A 19,929-nucleotide genomic window follows, 5' to 3' on the forward strand; every position below is an offset into this window, starting at 1 on the left:
AGGGGGCTTACCGCCTAGAATTAGCTAACGTATATTTTGACACGTTGATTAGTTCGGGATAAGAATGGCACGAGATCAGACGACACCGATGACTGACGAAGATATCGAGACGCTTCGAGAGGATATTGAAGAGGTACGGCAAGAAGTGCGTGAAGATCTCGCAGCGGACTTTGGTGGTAATCCAGAGGATTACCGAACTGGTAACTCAACTCCGGACGCTGAGTGAACGGCCTTGTGATCGCTCCGAGCCCTGGCCTGCTTCCAATGGAGTCTCTGTCTCTACCGAAAATCAAATATTCTATTTGAAGATAGATTTATTATCTTGGCGGGGTTGCAGTGTGTTATGAGCGACTCTGCTGGTATTGAAGCGTGGAAAGAACAGACCACTGCGTTCGACCGAATTCAGTCAGTCGCCAGTGCTGTTTCCAAACCACGGTCTGTCTCATATATCGCAGATGAGGCCCATGTGGCGGAAAATACAGCCCGAGACCACCTTGAGCGACTTGTTGAATTGAATGTCCTTCTCAAGCGTGACCGAGACGGGACAGCCCACTATACTCCTGATCCGCTTCATACCCGAATACAGATGCTTCGGGAGTTACTTGAACAGCATGACCGTGACGGTCTTATTCAGCTGAAGACCTCTTTGCAATCCCAGATTGAAGACTGGCAGAGCCAATATAGTGTTGAGTCGCCTGCTGAGGTTCGTGCTCGTGCTGCAGAGACAGAGACCTCAGAGCAGACACGAGAAATCCGACAGACAGCGAGTGATTGGGAACTCATCTCCTATCGTCTCTCTATCGTTGAGGATGCAATCGAGAACTACGACACATACAGCGAAGACTTCCGAGTATCTGCTTGATATGGGTGAGCCATCTGATTCATACGACTCAGCAACGGCGTCTCACCGTGCACTTCACAGTATCAAACAAGAGCTTACGCGACATCCAATCGTTATTGAGACTCGCGGGTTTCCAGCTGGCGAGTTTGTGGAAGTCGTTGCAGATCTTGCAATAGAGCGGTGGGGAGTTGACAGTGACAATGCTACGCTAACGGTTCGATGGTTTGCTGGAGAGAGTGAGGATGCCCGCCCTGAGTTTTCGTTCCATTACAGCGATGCTGAGCGTGATCTTGGCTGGCACTACCATGAGCAGGAACACGTTGAGGGCTGGGGCCATTTTCAGGAGCGTACTGGCACTGCTGAGTATTCTTACGAATCGTATACTTTCCCGTCAGAAAACCCCGCTCGACTTGTATGGGAAATAATGTCTTGTCTTTCTTCCAGAGTTTGAGCAGTCAACTACTATTTTTTAAACTTTTTTACTTCATCCAGGTACTCTCAGCTACAGCGTCACTTTCCCATGCAGGCCCATCGAACGGTTCGGCGTCTTTGAACGCACCATACCCTTCGTGAATGATCTCAACTGAAAGTTCTCCATCTGAGATAACCCACCGAACGGTATCTCCCGGTTCAAGCGCGTCATCGAGTGCAGCCCGAATTGCTGCTGGGATCGTCGTTGCATAACTGTCATTGATCGTGGATTCCGCCTCCACCAGCGTATCCGAGCCACTCGACATACGTGGTCATTACACTCCGAGCACAAAGATATTGAGACGTTTTGAATGGAGACTGAGAGGAGCTGCCCCACGAGATATGCGAAGATCTCGTAGCCGATCTTGGTGGCGACCTCGAAGAGTACCGGGTTGACAAATCGATTTTACTCGTGTTTGAACGCTTCCTTGACTTCGTCAAGAGTTGCAAAATCAAGAGATTTCGCGGCTTCAAGAGCTTGGTTAATATTCTCCTGAATTTCCTGTTCTGACTTCGAACTATCCCAAGCTGTATCGCTCATTATCTAGCTTAGCGGGTTTACGAGCAATATAGTCTTGTGCATCAGCACTGTTGCTATACTTGATCAAGCGGCGCAAAATTATCGTTATCTGTCCGTTTCAGTAGCTCTCGCCGGTTTTGTAGCTGCTTAGTCTTGATCAGTTCTTTCACAATGTCATCCCACGTTTCTTCTGATCCTCTGAGTTTACTTAGCTCCTCAAAGGTCTCTATACGGAGAGGTATACGCTTCATAGGATGTGGCATATCTACAGAATTGCACGCTCCCATAGAAGTCTTGTCGTGGTGGCCTGTCTCAAACATAACTAAGTCAAATATTATCAGAGATATGGCTGTTTCTTCTTGATCCGGCACGAAGCGTACAGCCCAATCGAGTAGCTACGTGAGCGCGGCTAGCCCGTATGCGGAGGTGACCGCATGAGCGGCACGCGAGAGAAGTTTAATGCGGTCTTCCTTGCGGCCGTCATGGTGCTGTCGATGGTCGCCTTCTCGACAGCGTTTGCTGGATCGGCGGCAGCACTCCAGAACGACGCTGATATTGACACCTCTCAAGACGTTACAACAGCTGGTGTGGATACCGGTCTAGAAGTCAGTCTCTCAAATATCAGCGGAAACTACACTGGAACCAGCCAGGGTTCGATAGAAGCCCTATCAGTTGATCTTTCGGCCTACTCCGGAAGTGCTGATTTAACTAGCCTGACAGGAAACGATGTTAACATATCGATCGATGGAACAGATGCCACCGACGCTGGTATCGGGGTAGCGGACTACAACGTTGTAGTGGACCCTGATGGCACTAGTAACAACGCTCTCGTTGCCTTCGAATTTGTGGACGGTAGTGGTACTCCAGTTGCTGTTGATTTCAATGGCAACGACACTGCAACCATCGATATTGCAAACTCAGGCAACTTCACTAACCCGACAACTACCGACTCTGACACTGCTGTCGTCGTTGGTTTCCACCCCACGTCCGCCGATCCTGCGGACGATGCGACAACAGATACTGATGGTTACTCCGTAACTGCACCATCTGTCGAAGTCACACCAGATCCTGGTGTGACGACTGTTGGCTCAGCTGTTGACTATACAGTCAACGTAACTGACAGTAATAACGAAGGCATCGATGGTGCTTCTGTTGACATCGCCAATGCTGGTGGTACTGATAACCTCACTGATGACTCAACTGGGGCATCCAACCTTTCAACAACAATCTCTACTGGAAGTGATGGTCTTGCGACAATCTCGCTACAAAATGTGACTGCTACTGGTGGCGATGGAATTGGAACCTTCGATTTCACCGCTACAGAGCAGTTAAGTAGCGATGCCGTCAGTCAAACTGTCACCCACCAGTCTTCGTCACAAAACACTGTCCTCATCCAAGGTGAGATCTCAAACGACGCCAACCCACCAGAGGAACTCGACGATTCCGGTAACGTTTCCATCACAATCACATCTGATGGCCCTATCGGTACAATCGTTGATAGCCGAAACATCTCTGAGTTTGACACCCTTGCGAACGACAATAGCCTTGTTGAGGAAGCAAGCTTCTCAGACAATGGTGGAGATCCTGGCACATATCAGGTTAGGCTGCAGTCGAGTCAGTCTCAGATCTACACGTTTGATGCTGAACCAGTCGGAGCCCTCACAGGCCAGGTTGAAGCCTTCGATGGCCCGACACGAAACATCGCCCCCGGTCAATCCGATACGCGTAACCTTCGACTCTCAGAGGTGATCAACCCAACTGACATCAATGTCGTCAATGTCGATCCAAGCTCGACACCCGATATCGAACAGACAGTTGATGTGACTGTTGAGGTTACCTCAGCTGATCTGGGCGGCTCCGTACTTTCGGATACGCCTGTTCAGGCGAGTGTAAACAACTCCGAAACCACCTCTGGCGTCGCTAACTTCAATAACATCGACATCAACGGAACGGCCACTGATGAGACAAAGAACACAGACAGCAACGGCCAGGCAACGTTCAGCGTGAGCGTTGACGGCTCTCCTGTCAGTGATATCGAGGAGGTCATCGAAACGCAGATTGAGTTCACTGCCACCGATGGCAACAACGTGCAGACATCTCAAGATCTTGAGTTTATTCCGTCAGTCGGCGACACCGGTACCCTCTCGGGAACCGTTGATGTCGTCGACGAAAACGTAACGCTCGGTACTCAGTCCAACATCGAAAACACGGCTGGCGTCGAAGTCCACGCAGTGCAAGAAGACCGAGTCCTAAGCGACAGTGTTCGTGTTGTTGATCAAAGCGACAATGGAAATGCTGTAGTTGAGTCAATCAACAGCACCAACATCTCTGATACGCTTGATCAGATCGGTATTGATGACTTCGACGATGCAGATGCAAGCATCGTTACGCCAACCTTCAGCGGCGGCGTTGCCGGTGAAGAGACCGGTCTTGGTGATGTTGAACTCGATACTGGCGACCAGTTCCGTGTCGTCACGTTCGAAGATGGTGAAGAAGTTACTCTGGATCCACGCTCTAATTACCTCGTGCGGAACCCATCGAGTGTCGAACTCATCGAAAACGAGAGTGACCAAAGCGTTGAAATCTTCGACAACGACGGTGGCTCTCCAGCTGAATTTGAACTGGCATTCCTCTCGAATGCGAGCTATCAAGTCCAGCAGAAGGTCGTAATCCAGAATGATTCGACTGAAGAGACCGTCTCTGTCTTCCAGAACATCACGGTAGACGAGGGTCCAAATAACGGTCCGCTCCAGGCTAACACCGAAGACGTATTCGATGCCTCTGAGGACCTTACCTACGAGGGAGTCGAAAACCGATTCGATGATAGTGATCGGACTGTCCAGACTGATACTACCAACGAGCAGGGCAACTTCGAACTGCTCAATCTTCCGACCGATGCTGGCAGTGCGCAGGACTATGTTGTGATGGCTGGCGGCAGCGATACAGGTACGGCCAACACCGAATACGGATTCGCTAACTTCGCTGGCTACGACACTGTAGCCGTTGAAGCGAACACAGCTGGATCCCAGCTTGATACCGACCTAAGCGTTCAAGAGTTTGAACCCGTCAACCAGTTCGCGTACAATCTTGACGTGACGGTTGACAACGGTGCTAAATCGGTCGAAGCACCGATCGACGAGCCGGTCAGCGTTGAAGTGAGTGCTACTCAACGCGAGCTCGGCACGAATGATGAGCAGCCTGCCGAGGGAATTGAAATCACGCTTGAAGCACTCAATTCCAATATCGGAGAGTTAGCAGACACGACCCCTGTGCTGGACTCCAACGGTGAAGCCACCACGACCTTCACTGGTGATAGTCCACAGGTCGGTCAGACAAACATCTCTGCGACCTTCGATGCACCAAGCGGCCCAGTCTCGACTGAGGGTGGCGAGCAAGCAACTGTCGACATCTTCCAGGATGCGCAGATCACTGGTGACGTTGTCGATGACTCTACACCCAGTGATAACCTACCGGGTGCAGAGGTGACGCTCACCGAAGAGAACGCAACTGGGACGTTCGTCGAGATAGCTAACACCACCGCAGGGCCCGCAGGATCGTTCTCCTTCACGGGTGAGGATGGTGTCCGCTCCGGTGAAAACTACACTGTCGAAGCCAGCTTCACGGATGAAGAAGGCAACGAAGGTACTGGCTTCGCTCAGATCTTCGAGATCCCTGGCGGAACAACCAACGCTGACATCGTGATTGAGGATGTCATTGCGCCCGAAGGCTTCGAGGTTGAAGATGGTAGTCTCGAAGCACCAGCCAGCGCGGCACCTGGCGAAGAGATTGAAGTCTCAGCCAACGTCACGAACACTGCTGGTGAGGAAGCGACCTCTCCGGTAACGTTCGTCTTCGACGGCTCCGATGTGGAAGATCAGGATGTCACGCTCGATGCAGGTGCTACTGATCCGGTCAGTTTCACCGTGACTGTTCCTGATGTTGCAGACGGTGACTACGAACACGGCATCGAGACCGACATCGACTCCGAGACTGCAACCATCACCGTTGAAGAGGATGCTCCCGCATACTACACACTCAAACTCTCTAACTCAATAGCCGATAGAGCCGCTCAAACCACTACAATAAGCACCTTCGCTAACCACCGACAATCTGGTTCGACCGCACTACTCCCGCGTAGTGTGTATAGATACACACGTACCCACACTGGAGGGCTCCGATGAACAAGAAGCGAACCAACATCTCGCTGCAACCGAACGTATACAAAAAAGCGAAAGAACTCGGAATTAACATCTCCCAGACAGCTGAAGAAGCCCTCCAAATCCGGATTGAAAGTGCTCACAATGGCCCGATAGCCGACGGTACACCAGCACCACTCGGGATTACGCTCGCCCACATGGACGCAGCGCGGATTATCAACACCACTTCCGACGACCTCGACCCCGAGCAATTCCTCGAAGAGTTCGAGCAGGCCTGCGACGTTGACTGGGATCTAGCCGAGCGAACGACGAGAGATCGGGTTCGATATGCACGAAAACTCGTTAATTTCCTTGATGACCACCCGCTGACGGCCTCTGAACAGGATCTTCGTAACTTCCTCCAGCAGTACGATGATCAAAACTGCGTCAAGACAGTCCGTATCATCTACGGACGATTCTACGATACCGACCTCGCTGAGAACTTCAAAATCAAGAACCCGCCGCCGACGCCGACAAAAGCACCCAGCAAAGAGGAACTCCAAGCCGTCTACCACGAGCTTGACGCTGGAGAAGAACAGGCCGCCCTCTTGTTGATGGCTACGTCTGGCCTCCGACGCAGCGAGATTCTCGATCTTACGCCGAAGCATTTCGATCTAGAAAATCGGGGCGTGTACCCCCAGAAGGCGGACGGACAAACGACCAAGCAGCAGTGGATGTCGTTCTACAGCCCGGATACGGAACGAAAACTCCACGACGAGTACGACTTCGATCAGATGGACTCGGATGAGCCTCTGTTCACTCGTCACAAGTCGACCTTCACGCACAATTTCGCCGACGCAAGCGTTGCGGCCGACACGATGCGGATCACGCCGCAGGTGCTTCGGGTCTGGTTCTGTCAGGAGATGAGTAGTCTCGGTGTCGCTGATCGGCATATCGATGCGTTCTGTGGTCGAACGTCCCGATCCGTGCTTGCGAATCACTACTCGGATTACACGCCAGAGAACCTTCAGAAAATCTACGAGGACGCTGGGATTTCGGTGTTAGAATAAAATGTGCATTTATAACAGATTGATTAATTTGCACAGAAATTACAAAATGCTATCATGTCCTCCCATCGAACGATGTCTAAGACTCTGAAAGCACGCGACCATCACGGGGCGGATTCTTTGGATATCACAATCCCCGTTGACGCTGTTCGAGAATATGATATCAACCAAGGTGATGTCTTCGAGCTCGAAGCTGAGGAACAAGACGGTGATGTTGTCCTCCGATACCGACGTGTGTATGAAAGCTGATTTCACCATCAGTCAGTGTCTGACTGTAGCTCTGGAACACTCTACTCACAGATGTCACCGGATTTACTCTGGCAATAGGTCAGGGGAGCACTGAGTCCGATGGACGATGATGGCCCACAAGGGTATGAGCAAGAGTTCACGACGGTCATCAACCGTCGTTCTCAAATTCGAATCGGCTTATCGACAGAGAAAGGCGATGTGACGCGATTTTTTGTCCAACTGGAATACTGGCGCGAAGGTGACTGGATGGAGGTGGTCCGATTTGACCACAACCCTAACACGGAGTTCGGTCACGATATCACGGAGGATGGACTCCACATGGATATCTACCGAGATGGAGAGAAATACCGTGTAAGAGAGGACTTCCCGGCGGTGAAGTTAAACCGCGCCCCACGCTATTGTACGGTATACATCCGAGAGCACGCGGATCGCATACTCAGGAGATTCGAAAAATGGCACAACGTGAACGCGAACGACCGATGACAGACGAGGAGATCGACGATGTAGCCGCAGCTGCCGATGAGCTTGGAGAACGGGTTGTCAACGCTCTCGCAGCGGAGACAGACCGCGATGCTGAAGAGTTTGATGTCGATCCGGACGATTACGAGTTTCCCGGCTCGGATTCTTAATTACGTTTTTTTACTGTTGCGGCGGTTCCAGACTCTTCATCCCGAAATCGCTCTTGGGAACGAATCGCCCTGCAAGCTGTGCCAACTCACGCGTGCGCTGAATATCGGCGAGATTGTGCTTGAGTAGTGGCAGCCACTCAGCGGCCTCAAACGCGCACACAGCCTCGCCGCTGTCCTCGAAGGGGTCACAACTCTCGTTCCCGATCAACTGCTCATAGACGCCCACAAGGTCGCGCTGATCGTTTGTGTCGAACCGATCCATCGTCTCCATCATGTCGGCGTAGGCGATGTCACCGAACGGCCACTGCATATTGTGTTTGAGAAACCGAGTCCGGCAAAACGGAAGGTCAAATCCACCGTTCCATGTCTCGCCATTGTAGGCGGTGAGATAGTGGCGGTCGCCGTCAATCTGCCCGGTCGCAACGTCGGCAACGGATTCCAACAATGCTTGCTCGTTCTCGACGGCATCCAGTGAGATCGCCCCGTTGGAATGGGTGTCAAGTTCGGTAGCGAGTGCCGGCGCGTCAATATCCCGGCCGCCAGTGTTGAGGATAATCGATTCTCCAAGGTCGTGCGCGAAGCCAGCGACCGTAATCACAGCATCATCGCTGAGGCCGCTGGTTTCGATGTCAAACGCGATTGGATCAAGGCCCATACCGTGTGGAATATCAGATCACGTATCAATCTCGGCGGGGAGCTTCCGCTTCCGATTTAGACACCGGTTCGCCCATAACTACCCTCGGGGTCACGGCGTCGAAACCACTATATATAGCCGTATTTCGACGCTATCTCGTCGGAGTGTCACTTATTGGCTGGTATGTTCGTCCCCGGTTGGCCCCGCTAGCGGTGATGAGGTTGTATTCCTCTAACTTTGATAGGTGGTTCCGCATGGTGCGCTTCGTCTTGGGATCGTCGACAACAGTACAGTATTCGTCGTAGAGGTCGCCGGGATTGATCTCATCGGTATCTGTGATGATGTCGTAGAGTGCCTGCTGGTGGTCAGTCAGCTTCTCAGTTGTCTTTTGTCGGATTTCCGATTTCGCATCCGAAACCACACTGTCAATCACGCTAGCGGTGATCTGGTTGTAACCGTCTCGTTGAGCAACCTTCGCGGCGTGACGGAAAATCCCAATTGCGGCACGGGCGTCACCGGCGGCATAATCGGCAATCAGCTCTAGCTGCTCGGTGCTAATCGCATCTGGATTGACACCCCATTGGACACGATCTTCTAGAATCGTCACTAGTTGATTGATACTGTACTGGCCGAACCTAATCCGGGCACACGCCTCCAATCGGCTGTTGAGGCGGCTATCCAAGTCGCTGAATACGTCCTCTTGCCGGTTCGCAATCAAGATCATCGTCAGGTTCGGGATACGATAGAGGTCATACAGCAGGCTCTTGTCCTCTAGTTGATCGGCTTCATCGAGGATCACAACATACGGCTCGTCGTGGTCTCTGAGCCGGGTTAGCAACTCGTCTCGTGGTGTCGATTGGCGGTGGATATCATATGCCCTGTCGATACCCTCAAGCAGTCTGTGGAGCGTCTGGAACCGGGTATGATCCTCCCAGCAGTTGACGTACTGGTGATCGAGGGCGACCACGTTCTCGCGGAGGCGATCGATGGTGTAGCGGGCGATACAGGTCTTGCCTGCTCCAGATGGGCCATACAGGAATGGCGTCTCGGCCCGCTTCCCATCGATAATCGGGCGGAGGGTATCTGACAGGTGGCTCACCTCTGCGGATCGATGTTTCACGTCGTTGGGGACGAACTCGGGCTGTAACACCCGTGCGTCGGTAATCATACTCTATAGATCACGGGCATTGCTCATAAGCAGAAGGGGGCAGTTTCCGATACCTCCGTAATACCGAGTATACGAGATATACCTGCCAATACTGGGGGTATCGGGAGTATTAGTAGGGTTCCGGGTTCATCGCTACGATGTAATAGCGATGAAGATAGCGATGTAAAATCGATGCAGAGCGATGAAGATAGATCAAATCCATGGCACGACCCCGAATCAGCGCGTCAGTCCCCGAATCTCTGAATGAAGACATTGAGCAATTAGTTGAAGACAATGATGGTATCAATAGCAAGGCGGAGGCGATTCGGCACCTGTTAGAGCGTGGGTTTGAGGCCGAGGAACTAGAGGTTGAGATTAAACATCGGGAAGCCCGGATCAACGAACTCGAAAATATGCTTGGCGAGCGGGATCAAGTTGGGGAACAGGTGACAGAGCTAGCGCAGACAATCGAGAACCAACAGCAAGCACCGTTCTTCGTTCAGTGGTGGTCATGGTGGCGAAGCCGTGGAGAGTCCGATGAGAACGCTGACAACGAAGCTGAATAGGCTATCGCTCGTCTCCGTTATAGCCTTTCAGGCCTATGCTGAGTTGGTTGGAAATCACTTGTTGGAGAAGTAGGTCAGTCACATCGGCGTCAATCGGCCTGACTGCCGCTCAGTTCGCATCGGTGGATTGAGTTGCAGTTCCGGTAGCTCCGGTTGACACTGCCCTCATTGAGATTAGGGGGTTAGAGGCTTCTATATAGAGTAATAGAATGTGAGTTAGTCAAAGAATTTTGGGAGATTTCGTCTTACAATCTTATCGTAGGGTGGTACATCTTCTTCAAATGCTTCGTTCCAATCCTGAGTGTAAGTGTCGATGACTTCACCACCAGTATCTCCTCTTAATCCTCCAACAAATCCTTTGACCGTTCCTATGTGAATTTCATCTTCACTGACCCGTCCTCTCATTATTGTAGTAAACCAATGCCTGAACCAGTGCGGGTGTATCCCAGCCCTTCTTTCTTGATCGTGCCAGTCATTTTGTTTGGCAAACCTTTCGACAGCTCGGGTCAATGTGGGCATACCTGGTCTAGATCCTACCCTAACAATGTGACCGGAATCATATTCGCTATCTCGTCTGTGATCTCCACCACCTTTATTACTCGTGATGACTGGGTTACTCGGAGAATTAGAGCTAGCCCGCATTGACAGATACCAAGCTAATAGCTCTACAGTCTCATCGTCAAGAGGAAGCTCTCTTGTAGACTTCTTTTTATTAGATATTCTTCTGCGCTCTCCATTATGAATTTTACCCTCACTGATAGTTGAATCAATATACATTGAATTTGGATTATTCCGTATTTGTCGTCTAGGATCGTCGATATACGTTGAGATTGGGTGGTTAAGATTCAAATCCCGTTCATCGAGGTTCAAAAGCTCTCCCGATCTTAATCCGTACTTCGCCAACAGTGTGATAAGAACAAGAGCAGTTGGAGAAATTATATTATTAATAGCTTCTCTCATATCTAAATAAGCCACTTCCAGCTTAGAACCACTGCGAGTGTTAAATTCAACTATGTTTTGTGCATCAACAAAGGGCGTTTTATTACCCTGAATATAGTTATTTGCTCTAAGATCGTTCATTATTTGAGCTACATTGCTAGCATAGTGCTTTATTGTAATACTACGGACACCATCTGACTCAAGAAATGCATACCAGTCCTTAACATCAGCAGTTGTAAGGTCAAATATTGTCTTATCAGGGTGTTCAGAGTCTATATAATCCCGAAGCCTATTCCAAGAGACTCTAAATGTATCTGCTGTGTTCTCTTTGATCTCATCTTTTCGAGTCCGTAAATAAAATTCAACTATGCTTTCATTAGGTTGTTTTTCTAAATCGTCTTCCCCGAAATCTCCGATATTTTGGCTCATCGGTATACCTCAAGTCCGTCTCGTTGTAGCTCAGGATTATCGTCTACAATATCAAGTATATTATTTCTAATAGCTTCAACAAGTTCGTCGTCTTTTATATTGAGTGCATTTTCTTTGCCTTCAGGAACAAAGTTCTCTATACCTACCGATTCAGTAGATGTACTTTGGGTATTCTCTGTCTCACTGCTTGAGTTCCGAGGATCATTCTCGGCTATAGAGTGCATACCGATGTTAATAAAGTACCGAGCAGCACGGGCCTTAGCTGAAAATCCATATTCATCCATCCGCTGCTGGAGTAGTTCCCAGTTGATCTTGTTGATAGCGAAGTCCATCATAACCGGCGCATCTTCTGGATGGCGTTTTTCTGACAGCGGAACCGCGATTACATTCTGATTCTCTTCAGCTTCTTCCATACTCAGTATAGTATAGACTCACCACAGTAAAACTTGTGATCGAAGAGTAATTGTAACGAAAACTGTTCGGGAACAGTAGAAAGCCGCGAAAATAATGGAGCCGTGCCGTTTTATATATATCATATTTATTATCGTTATAGAATCGCAGTAAGGCGTAGGGGCAGTTATTTGTTTTAGTGGCGAGATTGACGCTAGATTTTTTTCTGCCCCATTAGAAGTTTAACTCAGATATCTATAGGTAAATCCAGTAAAGCTTATTTAATGGGAGTTCGTGGTATATAATGAGATGAGTCAAGAATCGGAGGAAGATTACAGAGTTGGTAAATCCACAATTACTAACATTGAATTTGGCCCTCCCAAGTTTCTGTCTGCTATACCACAGAGAGCACGACGAACTCTTGATGCAACAACAGAGGACTTGGAATATGAGCAAGGAGAGGAAGTTGAAAAAGTGGTTGTGCAAGCTGAACTAACAGTCACAGAAGTCTATACGAAAGACCTGTAAAATAGCCACTCACGATCATGAATCCAACCCCCACAAGGGGGGTAGGAGGTAGCAAGACACCGACCATCGATCATCCCTGCGGTACTTTGGCGAGTCTGTCAGGGAACGATCGCAAGGTGTCCACCTATTTCTTGCTTCCCAATGGTAATAGATGTTGTCGCTTTGCAGCCATAGCGTCGGCTGTCTGGGGTGATTGCAGTGTCTAACCCTGGCTCCGACACTGACAAACCGAGGATCACCCTGACTCAGACCCGCCCAAAACGGGAGAAGGCAGCGGATATCTCGCTAGACGGGCAGCCGCCGAATGACGTGTGGGAGGATATGTCGCCTCTGTTGTCCGCAATCGCTGCTGGCGTTGATACAGTTGTTGACGAATCATCGGCATCGCCATCGCGTGCGGTCAGACACGCCCTCTCAGCACCCGATCTGACCCACGAGCAGGAATGCGTCATTGCGTCAATCGTCTCATCGTGGCGGTCTAATGTACGGTTTGACCAGCAGTGTGACGCAGCTAGCTTTATCCAATCACTCGGCTCTGGAGAATTGCTTGACGGCGGCGTCAGAACCAGCATTGAACACGCCTGCGCTGTCGCACAGCTAGTTGAGACAGATGAGCCTGTTGTCATCCGCTTTGGCGAGGACTTCAAGCAGCAGCGGGCAGATCAGCGACGAGACATTTGCAAGCTCATCTCGCATCTGAGTACGGCCGTCGAGGTGTATCTTGTCCCGACAACCCTCCGGTTGGAGCAGTGGATCGTCCACACTCACGACGGCGATCTTCCCGGCTCGCTTATCGAACAGCGTAATACTAGGCAGGGTACATCCACCGACGATACAAAGATGGTGCAGGATGCGATTGAGCGGTTCGACATCGACGGTGAGATAATTGACACACTCCGGCATATCGCTGCTGCTCCCTCCGAAACACGGACTATCAGTGATCTTGAATCAGAGTTCGGTGTTCAACGAGATACGATTCACAACCGTCTGCATCATCTCAGAGAGTACGATTTAGTCTCCGATACTCTGTCTTCCGATGACGATTCAATAGTGTCGCTCATTTCCGCTGGACGGTCCTATCTCGACGCTGTACGGGCTTCTGTGGGTCTACAGTCTTCTCTTGATGACTCGCTTATCGCCGTCGGAAAATCATCTAACAATAGCCGTGTTAAACCCGCGTGCTCACGGGACACCTCCTCCCCGCCCCCTTCTCCATCCTCCCGACCTCGTAACCGCCTCCCTTGTCTCCACAATATCCGCGAGTTGCCCCGCCATCGGTTCCATGCCATCACTGCAACTGTCTCTAACGCCGATATCTCGGTTGTTGACACTGATGTTGATCTCTTAGATGATCGTGCTGCCCCTGGACGTCATTATGACCACGACAATAGGCAACTCATTGTCTCCGCTGAATATGATAACCCCCTGAATTACTGGGTCAGCATTGCACGAGCCTTATCTAATCGGGATATATGGTCGTGGATACTTACTGATGACAAGCTTGATGCCGCTAACAGAGACAAGTTCCGCGACCTCTTTGCCGATCACAGAGTAGTCCTCCGACAACTCCGCTGTCTTGGATACCTCCCTGACCGTATCACCGACATTAACGACTTCCGCGATCTCATACTTGATGCTCTGGATAAATTACTGGATGACACCAAGCGACTCACGAACGGTAATTATCCAGATGCCCTGAATGAGTCTGAGTTCCGTGGTGACATCGTTCGTGATGCACACGGATTGGCCGGTACAATGGCTCATATCCTCGATATAGTTGATGTTGAGATAATCCGCGAAGTTCGTGTCCCTCGCTATCGAGAATTTTCTGGAATAAAGAAACAGGGACTCATCAAGACAATTGGCAAAGGCAGCGCGATACAGTCAGTCTATGGTGAAGCTAATACTTACAGACACCTCTACGAAGATCGTGAGAACAAACGAGAACAGGCGATTGTCCCTGACGTTGACGCCCATGACCCATACGCTGAGTTGATCGGTTCTTTTGCTGTTGTTGGTGATTTCAAGAGTCAAACGAAGGACTTTGTTCGGTCGCTTAACAATAACTTGGAACCGGGAAAACCGCATGACGATGCCCCGGAATTTCAGTTGAACCTCTCAATCAGGGGCGACGTATCCCGTAGTGAATATGCCCAGACAGCCACCCGGCTCTGCCGGGAGAAGAACATCAACCCGACGCCGCAGGCTGTGTCGACGCTAGCGGGCCTCTGCAACTCGCCGTTTGAGGTCGCTGAAGCCCTCAACCACCTCCAATCCAATGAAGATCGTCGATCAATCGACGCTCGCGAAGTCCGATATGCGCTATCTCAGCTCGGTGCTGACGACATCCTCCGTGGTACTAACTCAACACCTCGGAAGGCAGTCATCGCCCTCCTGAACGCCACAGAACCGCTCTCCCAATCGGAGCTGGCTGATCGAGCCGACGTTTCCGAGCGGTCGCTGCGGGATCACCTCCCCGACCTGCTCGACCTCGGGTTGATCGACGAGACACCGACCGGCTACCGCTTCAATCTCTCGTTCAACACCGGTGAGGAACGAACGAACGACCGCTATCCGATGTACGTGGTCGATCCCGACCTGCGACCGGATATCCACAAAGCAGCGAAGGCTCTCAAGACGGCTCACGAACACCACTTTGGGACACCGATACCGGACGATGATTTCCCGAGTAGCCCGACTGGGAGGGACTGGTGTGCCGACCTTCGTGGTATAGAGGCCGCTGATACGTGGATTCGGAGTGTTTTACCCCTGCTTTGGGGCCTCGAAACCAGGGAAGAATACCGGGACGACCCTGATCTCGATCCGCTAATCGATGGCGACGACACTACTGATATTAGATTGGGGCCTGATATTCCGCAGCAGCGGCTTGCTGCATATTCAGTATCGAAGGCGTCAGGCTGAGGGATCGCACCAATGATTTAATCAGCCATTGATTGACCGATTTTGTTCTCTGTAGCCTCGCCAAGATACGGCTCAATCGCCGAGTAGTCTGACCACCCACCAATCGACATCATCGTTCGTACGTCGACGCCCCGTTCAACGATGTGGTACGTCGCCCAACTTCGGCGGAGATCGTGACTAGAGACAGATCGCCACCGATCACCGTGTCCATCCTCAGCTATCTGCTCGGCCGCTTCTTTTACCCACCGGCGGACAGACTGCGTCGTCACCGACACGATTGACTCGGTAGCGTCTCTGTCACGCTCGCTACTGAATCGCTGGATATTCTCAGCTACCTCTTCGGGAACCCATACATCTCGGGTTTTCTTTCCGCTCCCCTTCGTGTTCTTGCCTTGGACTTCGAGGAGCCAACAGTCGCCGCTGGACGACCATCTGAGCCGATCAAGTGTGGGGTAAGCGATCTCATCAACCCGGAGGCCACACCTGACCATGAGTTGCATAGCAATTTCGCGCTCCCAATCGACATCTCTTGCGGCAGCTTCGAGCTGGGAAGCCTCCTCGTCGAATGGATCGAGCAGGCATTTGGTGTGGGTTCCCCCATCGTCTTTGATCCGAACCATAATCGAGTTGTCTGTACTATTCGATTATAGCAGCACTGATTTTCTCCGAATTGACCCCGATATAGGGTGGTTGAGCGGGTTTTGTAATCGCTTTATGTGATAACTCGCTTACGGCACACACCACATTTCCGCTGTAAATATTTATTTGAAGAGCGGTGTGCTGTCGATAGATTTAGTTGGATAGTTGAATACTCTCAGGTGGCCGTCTTGTGACCCATACGGCCATCTGGTGACACCCCACCGACTCACCGACACCCACCCTTTCGTCCGGGGGAATACAGGCACTCCACTTTCTCCCGCTGTTGATTCTCGATGACCATGTGGTTCATCGAAAATCAAATGTGCAATATGTGCATAGACACGAGTGACCGGTGAGTCTGATGGATAAGAAGCGAGTCAATATCACGCTCGATCCAGAACTCCACTCTGAAGCCAAAGAGCTGGGACTGAATATCTCAGGTGTCAGCGAGAGGGCTTTGAGACAGTATGTTCAAGCTCTCACTAGCGGTGAAGAGGTTGTTCTGTCTTCATCTGCGTCAGACTCACCTATCGATGGCGACCGCGAGCAGCAGGCGTCAGAGCCGCCACAGGAGTATGCTGATGCCTCCGTTGATGAGATCATTGCTGACTACGAGCAGTACGGCAAAACGGTTCTTAACCGGAGTCAATCGACGCTCGATCAGCATACCCGATACGTTGGCCGACTCCTTCGCCACGCTGAGAAACCACCTGGGGCGATCAGGGAAATGGATATCATCGCGTATATCGAGTCAGAACAGCCAATCAGCGATGCTAAACACAAGAACATCCTCTCGGCTGTCCGGGTTTTCTTCCGTGAATTCGTCGATAGTGAGGCTGCAAGCAGCTTCGAGATCCCAAATATCAGCCCGAATCCAACGTCTGTCCCGACCAAAGATGAGTTACAGACGTTCTACGAGACTATCGATACCCGCCGATACCGGGCGGTCTTCCTGATGTATGCGACCTCGGGGTTACGCTCCGCTGAGTTGGTGCAGCTCACAATGGACGATATCAACGAGGAAGACCGGATGCTGATTCCCGATAAGGAATCTGAGAGCAAGCAAACGTGGGTTTCCTTCTACAACAAGGAAGCAGAAGCGGCGTTTGCGGCATACAAACCCCACCGAAAACCCGGTGATAATCGGTTGTTCCAGCTGAGCAAACCCGCTGTACTCAACATGTTCCAGAAGATTTCCGAGGAGTCAGGTGTGAAGATCACCCCGCAGGTACTCCGCCGGTGGTTCGCTTCCGAGATGGCTTCTCTCGGCGTTGACTCAAGCTACATTGATGCATTTGCTGGTCGAGTTCCCGAATCCGTCTTGGAAAAACACTACCTCGATTACTCGCCTCGCAAGTTGAAGCAGATCTACGATGACGCTGGCCTTACTGTTCTTGAGTAAGACCGACCAGCGAATAATTTATGTTTTATGACCTCATACCACATAATAGATGGTAGATGCGCTGGAGCTGAACCGTGCTGTCCCCGGTGGTCGGGTTGAGATATTTGCCGTTCCAGATGAAGACTACCCCGGAGACTGGTTTTATCGGTTCCAGTTCTATCATCCAGAGACTGGGGAAATACTCCGATATGATAACGCACATGATGCAGATGACATCGGATGGCACCACCGACACATCAATTTCGGTACGGACTCCGAAATTAATTTCCAGAGTATCACTGCTCATGCTGCTCGATTTCTCCAAGAAGTCAATCATCTAACTAGCATCGAAAACACAGACCATGACTAATTCAATCGACAACGGTTGGCCTGACAAGTACAGCGACCCCCGTGATCGTCCTTACCCAGCTCTCCTTCGTGTAACTGTTGAGAGCTTTGAGACCATGCAAGAGGACGCCCTTGACGCCGTAGAGAAGATTGCTGACGGGGAATCACAACCAGCTGTGGTCTCGTTCGCTACTGTTGGCAACCTACGCAAAATCCTCACAAATCGCCGAATCGAACTGTTACAGTACCTAATCGATATCGACGGTGCGGCTGAAAGCATTACCGCAGTAGCCAACGAGCTTGAACGAGACTACCGTACGGTTCACGACGATGTCAGCCTCCTCGCCGATCATGGTCTTCTGTTCATCATCGACGAAGGCCAGTCAAAACGCCCGTATGTCCCATACGAGCGGATTCATCTTGATGTGGAGCTTGCTGGACTCTCGGCTGGAGAAAATTCTGCCCTTGCGTGAACTACCCCACCCTACTCGCTCACGGCTTGCGCCGGTCGATCCTTGAGGGTGGGGCTTCCTGTTTCAATGACGCGCTTTGTATCCACACCTGACACCGAGTCAGATGCGAACATAGGGAGCGCAGTCTCCACAGGCGTTGTACCTTCGGAGTGAACCACTCCTAGCTTGTCGAACCCACGGGATAGAATATTTATCGCTGCATTTGCGTCTCGATCCATCTCAAACCCACAGGCCGGACAGGAGTGTTTCCGTACCCACAGCGGCTTGTCGGTGGCTACGCCGCAACTAGCGCACTCTTTGGTCGTTCCGGCTGGGTCAACTTCAACGAAGTGTGTGCCTTCACGGTCACACTTGTATGAGAGCATGGTGGTGAAGGTGTTCCACGCCGCTGACGCCGTGTTTCGGCTGTTGCCGGCAGACTCAAGCATGGACTTGATGTGCAAGTCCTCAACGGCCACAAGGTCATATTCGGTAGCGTAGTAATTCGACAACTTATGCAAGAAGTCTCGACGCTTGCGTTTGAGCTGTTGGTGACACTGCGCCACCTTCTGCCGTTGCTGTTCCCAGTTATTCGACCCGTGGTCTTTCCGACTGAGTTTCCGCTGTTCGCGCTGCAATCGCTCACGTTCGTCGGCCAGATCGAGCGACCCAATGGCTCTGCCGTCAGTGTCGTGGGCGTATTTCAGTATGCCCACGTCGATCCCGACACACCGCTCAGGCCTCTCCGGTTTCTCCGGTGTTTCTTTTCCGTCAACCGTGACACAGGCAACCCACTCACCAGTGGGTTCCTTCTTGATTGTGACCTCTTTGATCGTCTCACTGTCCGGTATTTCACGATGTTTCACCACGGGAATATCCGCGAGTTTCGTGAGTGACAGCACAGTGTGGCCGTCCTTACTATCGAACTCGAAGCCAGACTGTACGTAGGTGAAACTGCGGAACTCCTGCGGTGCCTTCCAGTTGAGGCTGCCGACCTTGTAGCCCTGCTGTTTCAGCTCAGAGAGAGCTTTAACACTATCCTCAATCCGCATGACAGTGGCCTGTGCGACTGTCGAGTACAAGTCGGTGAGGTCGTCCCACCACTCTTTCAGATCAGGCAATTGGTCGCGCACCTGTCGCACTCGCTGATTGAGCGTCCCCGCCGATTCAGGGATTTCGTTGAACTCGGTGAGCGCGTGGTTGTAGAGTTGCCGACAGGTATCGCGGTGATAATCCAGTCGCTCACGCTGGCTAGGCGTGGGATCAAGCCGGAACCTGTAGGCGTAGTGCATTGGCGGTAGCTATTCGTCGGGATCGGACGTTCGGACGATTTTCACGTCTGCGCCGCGCCACTGTTTCGGAACGAGGACGTGTGCGCCGTTGCCGGTCTGTTTCACTTCGCCCTCGATGACTTCGTGGCCTTCGATTTCATGCCTATCCATCACTTGTGTTTATACATTGTTTTAACATAAATGTGTCGGTGCGTGGGAGTGGGGTAGTGATGGGGAACAGTGTATGAGTGACGATGACGGCGGTGTATCCCCTCCCTACTGCGCTACTCGCTTCGCTGCGTTGCTCCTTGAGGAAGGGGGCTTACCGCCTAGAATTAGCTAACGTATATTTTGACACGTTGATTAGTTC

General features: G+C 51.3%; 23 protein-coding genes. 13 read left to right on the forward strand and 10 right to left on the reverse strand.

The annotated features are described in order from the left end of the window. Window positions 1-64 precede the first annotated feature (64 nt). The gene (locus DP106_RS15970) at window positions 65-226 is read left to right on the forward strand and encodes a hypothetical protein (RefSeq protein WP_165857911.1); all 162 of its coding nucleotides are present in this window, start codon (window positions 65-67) and stop codon (window positions 224-226) included. Between the two features lie 117 nt (window positions 227-343). After that, on the forward strand, window positions 344-862 hold the full coding sequence (locus DP106_RS13940; RefSeq protein ID WP_120086284.1) for a DUF7342 family protein: 519 nt from the start codon (window positions 344-346) through the stop codon (window positions 860-862). A 458-nt stretch (window positions 863-1,320) separates the two neighbouring features. On the opposite strand, the gene DP106_RS13950 is transcribed toward DP106_RS13940, so the two are convergent. Then, window positions 1,321-1,578 carry an AbrB/MazE/SpoVT family DNA-binding domain-containing protein gene (locus DP106_RS13950; protein ID WP_120086286.1) on the reverse strand — a complete coding sequence of 86 codons (258 nt, stop codon included), beginning with the start codon at window positions 1,576-1,578 and terminating at the stop codon, window positions 1,321-1,323. Window positions 1,579-1,718: 140 nt separating this feature from the next. Beyond that, the gene (locus tag DP106_RS16435) at window positions 1,719-1,853 is read right to left on the reverse strand and encodes a hypothetical protein (RefSeq protein ID WP_276310098.1); all 135 of its coding nucleotides are present in this window, start codon (window positions 1,851-1,853) and stop codon (window positions 1,719-1,721) included. A gap of 413 nt (window positions 1,854-2,266) precedes the next feature. Between DP106_RS16435 and DP106_RS13960 the strand changes: the two genes are divergently transcribed. The 5 genes from DP106_RS13960 to DP106_RS15975 all read left to right on the forward strand — a co-directional run bounded on the left by DP106_RS13960 (window position 2,267) and on the right by DP106_RS15975 (window position 7,913). After that, window positions 2,267-6,013 (forward strand): beta strand repeat-containing protein, encoded by a 3,747-nt coding sequence (locus tag DP106_RS13960; protein WP_120086290.1) that lies wholly within the window; start codon window positions 2,267-2,269, stop codon window positions 6,011-6,013. Next, entirely contained in the window at window positions 6,010-7,038 is a 1,029-nt protein-coding gene (locus DP106_RS13965) for a type II toxin-antitoxin system CcdA family antitoxin (protein ID WP_120086320.1), read from the forward strand. The genes DP106_RS13960 and DP106_RS13965 overlap by 4 nt, the downstream gene beginning before the upstream one ends. Window positions 7,039-7,110: 72 nt before the next feature. Further along, window positions 7,111-7,284 carry an AbrB/MazE/SpoVT family DNA-binding domain-containing protein gene (locus DP106_RS15590; RefSeq protein WP_133305164.1) on the forward strand — a complete coding sequence of 58 codons (174 nt, stop codon included), beginning with the start codon at window positions 7,111-7,113 and terminating at the stop codon, window positions 7,282-7,284. A gap of 99 nt (window positions 7,285-7,383) precedes the next feature. Further along, window positions 7,384-7,767, forward strand: a complete 384-nt coding sequence (locus DP106_RS13975) for a DUF7718 family protein (protein ID WP_120086294.1) — start codon at window positions 7,384-7,386, stop codon at window positions 7,765-7,767. Then, window positions 7,764-7,913, forward strand: coding sequence for a hypothetical protein (locus tag DP106_RS15975; RefSeq protein WP_165857912.1), 150 nt, complete (start codon window positions 7,764-7,766; stop codon window positions 7,911-7,913). Before DP106_RS13975 ends, DP106_RS15975 begins: the two co-directional genes overlap by 4 nt. A gap of 10 nt (window positions 7,914-7,923) precedes the next feature. On the opposite strand, the gene DP106_RS13980 is transcribed toward DP106_RS15975, so the two are convergent. Beyond that, entirely contained in the window at window positions 7,924-8,568 is a 645-nt protein-coding gene (locus DP106_RS13980) for a hypothetical protein (protein ID WP_120086295.1), read from the reverse strand. Window positions 8,569-8,698: 130 nt separating this feature from the next. After that, a complete protein-coding gene (locus tag DP106_RS13985; protein ID WP_120086297.1) occupies window positions 8,699-9,715 on the reverse strand; it encodes a Cdc6/Cdc18 family protein in 1,017 nt (338 codons plus the stop codon). Between the two features lie 200 nt (window positions 9,716-9,915). Here DP106_RS13985 and DP106_RS13990 point away from each other — a divergent pair, with 200 nt between their 5' ends. Continuing rightward, the gene (locus DP106_RS13990; protein ID WP_120086299.1) at window positions 9,916-10,260 is read left to right on the forward strand and encodes a ribbon-helix-helix domain-containing protein; all 345 of its coding nucleotides are present in this window, start codon (window positions 9,916-9,918) and stop codon (window positions 10,258-10,260) included. A gap of 216 nt (window positions 10,261-10,476) precedes the next feature. Here DP106_RS13990 and DP106_RS13995 read toward each other — a convergent pair whose 3' ends face one another. Both DP106_RS13995 and DP106_RS14000 read right to left on the reverse strand, forming a co-directional pair. Then, window positions 10,477-11,628: a tyrosine-type recombinase/integrase gene (locus DP106_RS13995; protein WP_120086301.1), complete on the reverse strand. Its 1,152-nt coding sequence runs from the start codon at window positions 11,626-11,628 to the stop codon at window positions 10,477-10,479. Continuing rightward, window positions 11,625-12,041, reverse strand: coding sequence for a hypothetical protein (locus DP106_RS14000; RefSeq protein WP_120086303.1), 417 nt, complete (start codon window positions 12,039-12,041; stop codon window positions 11,625-11,627). The genes DP106_RS13995 and DP106_RS14000 overlap by 4 nt, the downstream gene beginning before the upstream one ends. Window positions 12,042-12,327: 286 nt before the next feature. On the opposite strand from DP106_RS14000, the gene DP106_RS15595 reads away from it, so the two are divergent. Next, entirely contained in the window at window positions 12,328-12,546 is a 219-nt protein-coding gene (locus DP106_RS15595; protein ID WP_133305165.1) for a hypothetical protein, read from the forward strand. Window positions 12,547-13,143: 597 nt separating this feature from the next. On the opposite strand, the gene DP106_RS15980 is transcribed toward DP106_RS15595, so the two are convergent. After that, on the reverse strand, window positions 13,144-13,308 hold the full coding sequence (locus DP106_RS15980) for a hypothetical protein (RefSeq protein ID WP_165857913.1): 165 nt from the start codon (window positions 13,306-13,308) through the stop codon (window positions 13,144-13,146). A gap of 78 nt (window positions 13,309-13,386) precedes the next feature. On the opposite strand from DP106_RS15980, the gene DP106_RS14005 reads away from it, so the two are divergent. Continuing rightward, complete coding sequence (locus DP106_RS14005; RefSeq protein ID WP_165857914.1) at window positions 13,387-15,468, forward strand: winged helix-turn-helix domain-containing protein; 2,082 nt, start codon at window positions 13,387-13,389, stop codon at window positions 15,466-15,468. A gap of 17 nt (window positions 15,469-15,485) precedes the next feature. On the opposite strand, the gene DP106_RS14010 is transcribed toward DP106_RS14005, so the two are convergent. Beyond that, window positions 15,486-16,088 carry a site-specific integrase gene (locus tag DP106_RS14010; protein ID WP_120086307.1) on the reverse strand — a complete coding sequence of 201 codons (603 nt, stop codon included), beginning with the start codon at window positions 16,086-16,088 and terminating at the stop codon, window positions 15,486-15,488. 380 nt (window positions 16,089-16,468) lie between these two features. Between DP106_RS14010 and DP106_RS14015 the strand changes: the two genes are divergently transcribed. Genes DP106_RS14015 through DP106_RS14025 form a run of 3 tightly spaced genes read left to right on the forward strand, consistent with a single transcriptional unit; the run spans window position 16,469 to window position 18,309 of the window. Then, on the forward strand, window positions 16,469-17,509 hold the full coding sequence (locus tag DP106_RS14015) for an integrase (RefSeq protein WP_120086309.1): 1,041 nt from the start codon (window positions 16,469-16,471) through the stop codon (window positions 17,507-17,509). 49 nt (window positions 17,510-17,558) lie between these two features. Further along, window positions 17,559-17,858: a toxin-antitoxin system TumE family protein gene (locus DP106_RS14020; RefSeq protein WP_120086311.1), complete on the forward strand. Its 300-nt coding sequence runs from the start codon at window positions 17,559-17,561 to the stop codon at window positions 17,856-17,858. Beyond that, complete coding sequence (locus DP106_RS14025) at window positions 17,851-18,309, forward strand: HVO_A0114 family putative DNA-binding protein (RefSeq protein ID WP_120086313.1); 459 nt, start codon at window positions 17,851-17,853, stop codon at window positions 18,307-18,309. The genes DP106_RS14020 and DP106_RS14025 overlap by 8 nt, the downstream gene beginning before the upstream one ends. Before the next feature lie 11 nt (window positions 18,310-18,320). Here the strand turns inward: DP106_RS14025 and DP106_RS14030 are convergent, their stop codons facing one another. Then, a complete protein-coding gene (locus DP106_RS14030) occupies window positions 18,321-19,580 on the reverse strand; it encodes an RNA-guided endonuclease InsQ/TnpB family protein (protein ID WP_120086315.1) in 1,260 nt (419 codons plus the stop codon). A 9-nt stretch (window positions 19,581-19,589) separates the two neighbouring features. Continuing rightward, window positions 19,590-19,730, reverse strand: a complete 141-nt coding sequence (locus DP106_RS14035; protein ID WP_120086317.1) for a DUF2080 family transposase-associated protein — start codon at window positions 19,728-19,730, stop codon at window positions 19,590-19,592. Window positions 19,731-19,929: the final 199 nt, after the last annotated feature.

It is taken from the genome of Halonotius pteroides (genome assembly GCF_003605635.1).
GTDB classification, from domain to species: domain Archaea; phylum Halobacteriota; class Halobacteria; order Halobacteriales; family Haloferacaceae; genus Halonotius; species Halonotius pteroides.

What these genes read in the sequence shown, in the direction of transcription:
- DP106_RS14005 (WP_165857914.1), top strand. Translation starts at nt 13,387, where the DNA reads ATGGTGCAGGATGCGATTGAGCGGTTCGACATCGACGGTGAGATAATT.
- DP106_RS16435 (WP_276310098.1), bottom strand. Translation starts at nt 1,853, where the DNA reads ATGAGCGATACAGCTTGGGATAGTTCGAAGTCAGAACAGGAAATTCAG.
- DP106_RS15975 (WP_165857912.1), top strand. Translation starts at nt 7,764, where the DNA reads ATGACAGACGAGGAGATCGACGATGTAGCCGCAGCTGCCGATGAGCTT.
- DP106_RS14010 (WP_120086307.1), bottom strand. Translation starts at nt 16,088, where the DNA reads ATGGTTCGGATCAAAGACGATGGGGGAACCCACACCAAATGCCTGCTC.
- DP106_RS14035 (WP_120086317.1), bottom strand. Translation starts at nt 19,730, where the DNA reads ATGGATAGGCATGAAATCGAAGGCCACGAAGTCATCGAGGGCGAAGTG.
- DP106_RS14020 (WP_120086311.1), top strand. Translation starts at nt 17,559, where the DNA reads ATGGTAGATGCGCTGGAGCTGAACCGTGCTGTCCCCGGTGGTCGGGTT.
- DP106_RS15595 (WP_133305165.1), top strand. Translation starts at nt 12,328, where the DNA reads ATGAGTCAAGAATCGGAGGAAGATTACAGAGTTGGTAAATCCACAATT.
- DP106_RS13975 (WP_120086294.1), top strand. Translation starts at nt 7,384, where the DNA reads ATGGACGATGATGGCCCACAAGGGTATGAGCAAGAGTTCACGACGGTC.
- DP106_RS13940 (WP_120086284.1), top strand. Translation starts at nt 344, where the DNA reads ATGAGCGACTCTGCTGGTATTGAAGCGTGGAAAGAACAGACCACTGCG.
- DP106_RS14025 (WP_120086313.1), top strand. Translation starts at nt 17,851, where the DNA reads ATGACTAATTCAATCGACAACGGTTGGCCTGACAAGTACAGCGACCCC.
- DP106_RS15590 (WP_133305164.1), top strand. Translation starts at nt 7,111, where the DNA reads ATGTCTAAGACTCTGAAAGCACGCGACCATCACGGGGCGGATTCTTTG.
- DP106_RS13950 (WP_120086286.1), bottom strand. Translation starts at nt 1,578, where the DNA reads ATGTCGAGTGGCTCGGATACGCTGGTGGAGGCGGAATCCACGATCAAT.
- DP106_RS13980 (WP_120086295.1), bottom strand. Translation starts at nt 8,568, where the DNA reads ATGGGCCTTGATCCAATCGCGTTTGACATCGAAACCAGCGGCCTCAGC.
- DP106_RS13990 (WP_120086299.1), top strand. Translation starts at nt 9,916, where the DNA reads ATGGCACGACCCCGAATCAGCGCGTCAGTCCCCGAATCTCTGAATGAA.
- DP106_RS14015 (WP_120086309.1), top strand. Translation starts at nt 16,469, where the DNA reads ATGGATAAGAAGCGAGTCAATATCACGCTCGATCCAGAACTCCACTCT.
- DP106_RS14000 (WP_120086303.1), bottom strand. Translation starts at nt 12,041, where the DNA reads ATGGAAGAAGCTGAAGAGAATCAGAATGTAATCGCGGTTCCGCTGTCA.
- DP106_RS13985 (WP_120086297.1), bottom strand. Translation starts at nt 9,715, where the DNA reads ATGATTACCGACGCACGGGTGTTACAGCCCGAGTTCGTCCCCAACGAC.
- DP106_RS13995 (WP_120086301.1), bottom strand. Translation starts at nt 11,628, where the DNA reads ATGAGCCAAAATATCGGAGATTTCGGGGAAGACGATTTAGAAAAACAA.
- DP106_RS15970 (WP_165857911.1), top strand. Translation starts at nt 65, where the DNA reads ATGGCACGAGATCAGACGACACCGATGACTGACGAAGATATCGAGACG.
- DP106_RS14030 (WP_120086315.1), bottom strand. Translation starts at nt 19,580, where the DNA reads ATGCACTACGCCTACAGGTTCCGGCTTGATCCCACGCCTAGCCAGCGT.
- DP106_RS13965 (WP_120086320.1), top strand. Translation starts at nt 6,010, where the DNA reads ATGAACAAGAAGCGAACCAACATCTCGCTGCAACCGAACGTATACAAA.
- DP106_RS13960 (WP_120086290.1), top strand. Translation starts at nt 2,267, where the DNA reads ATGAGCGGCACGCGAGAGAAGTTTAATGCGGTCTTCCTTGCGGCCGTC.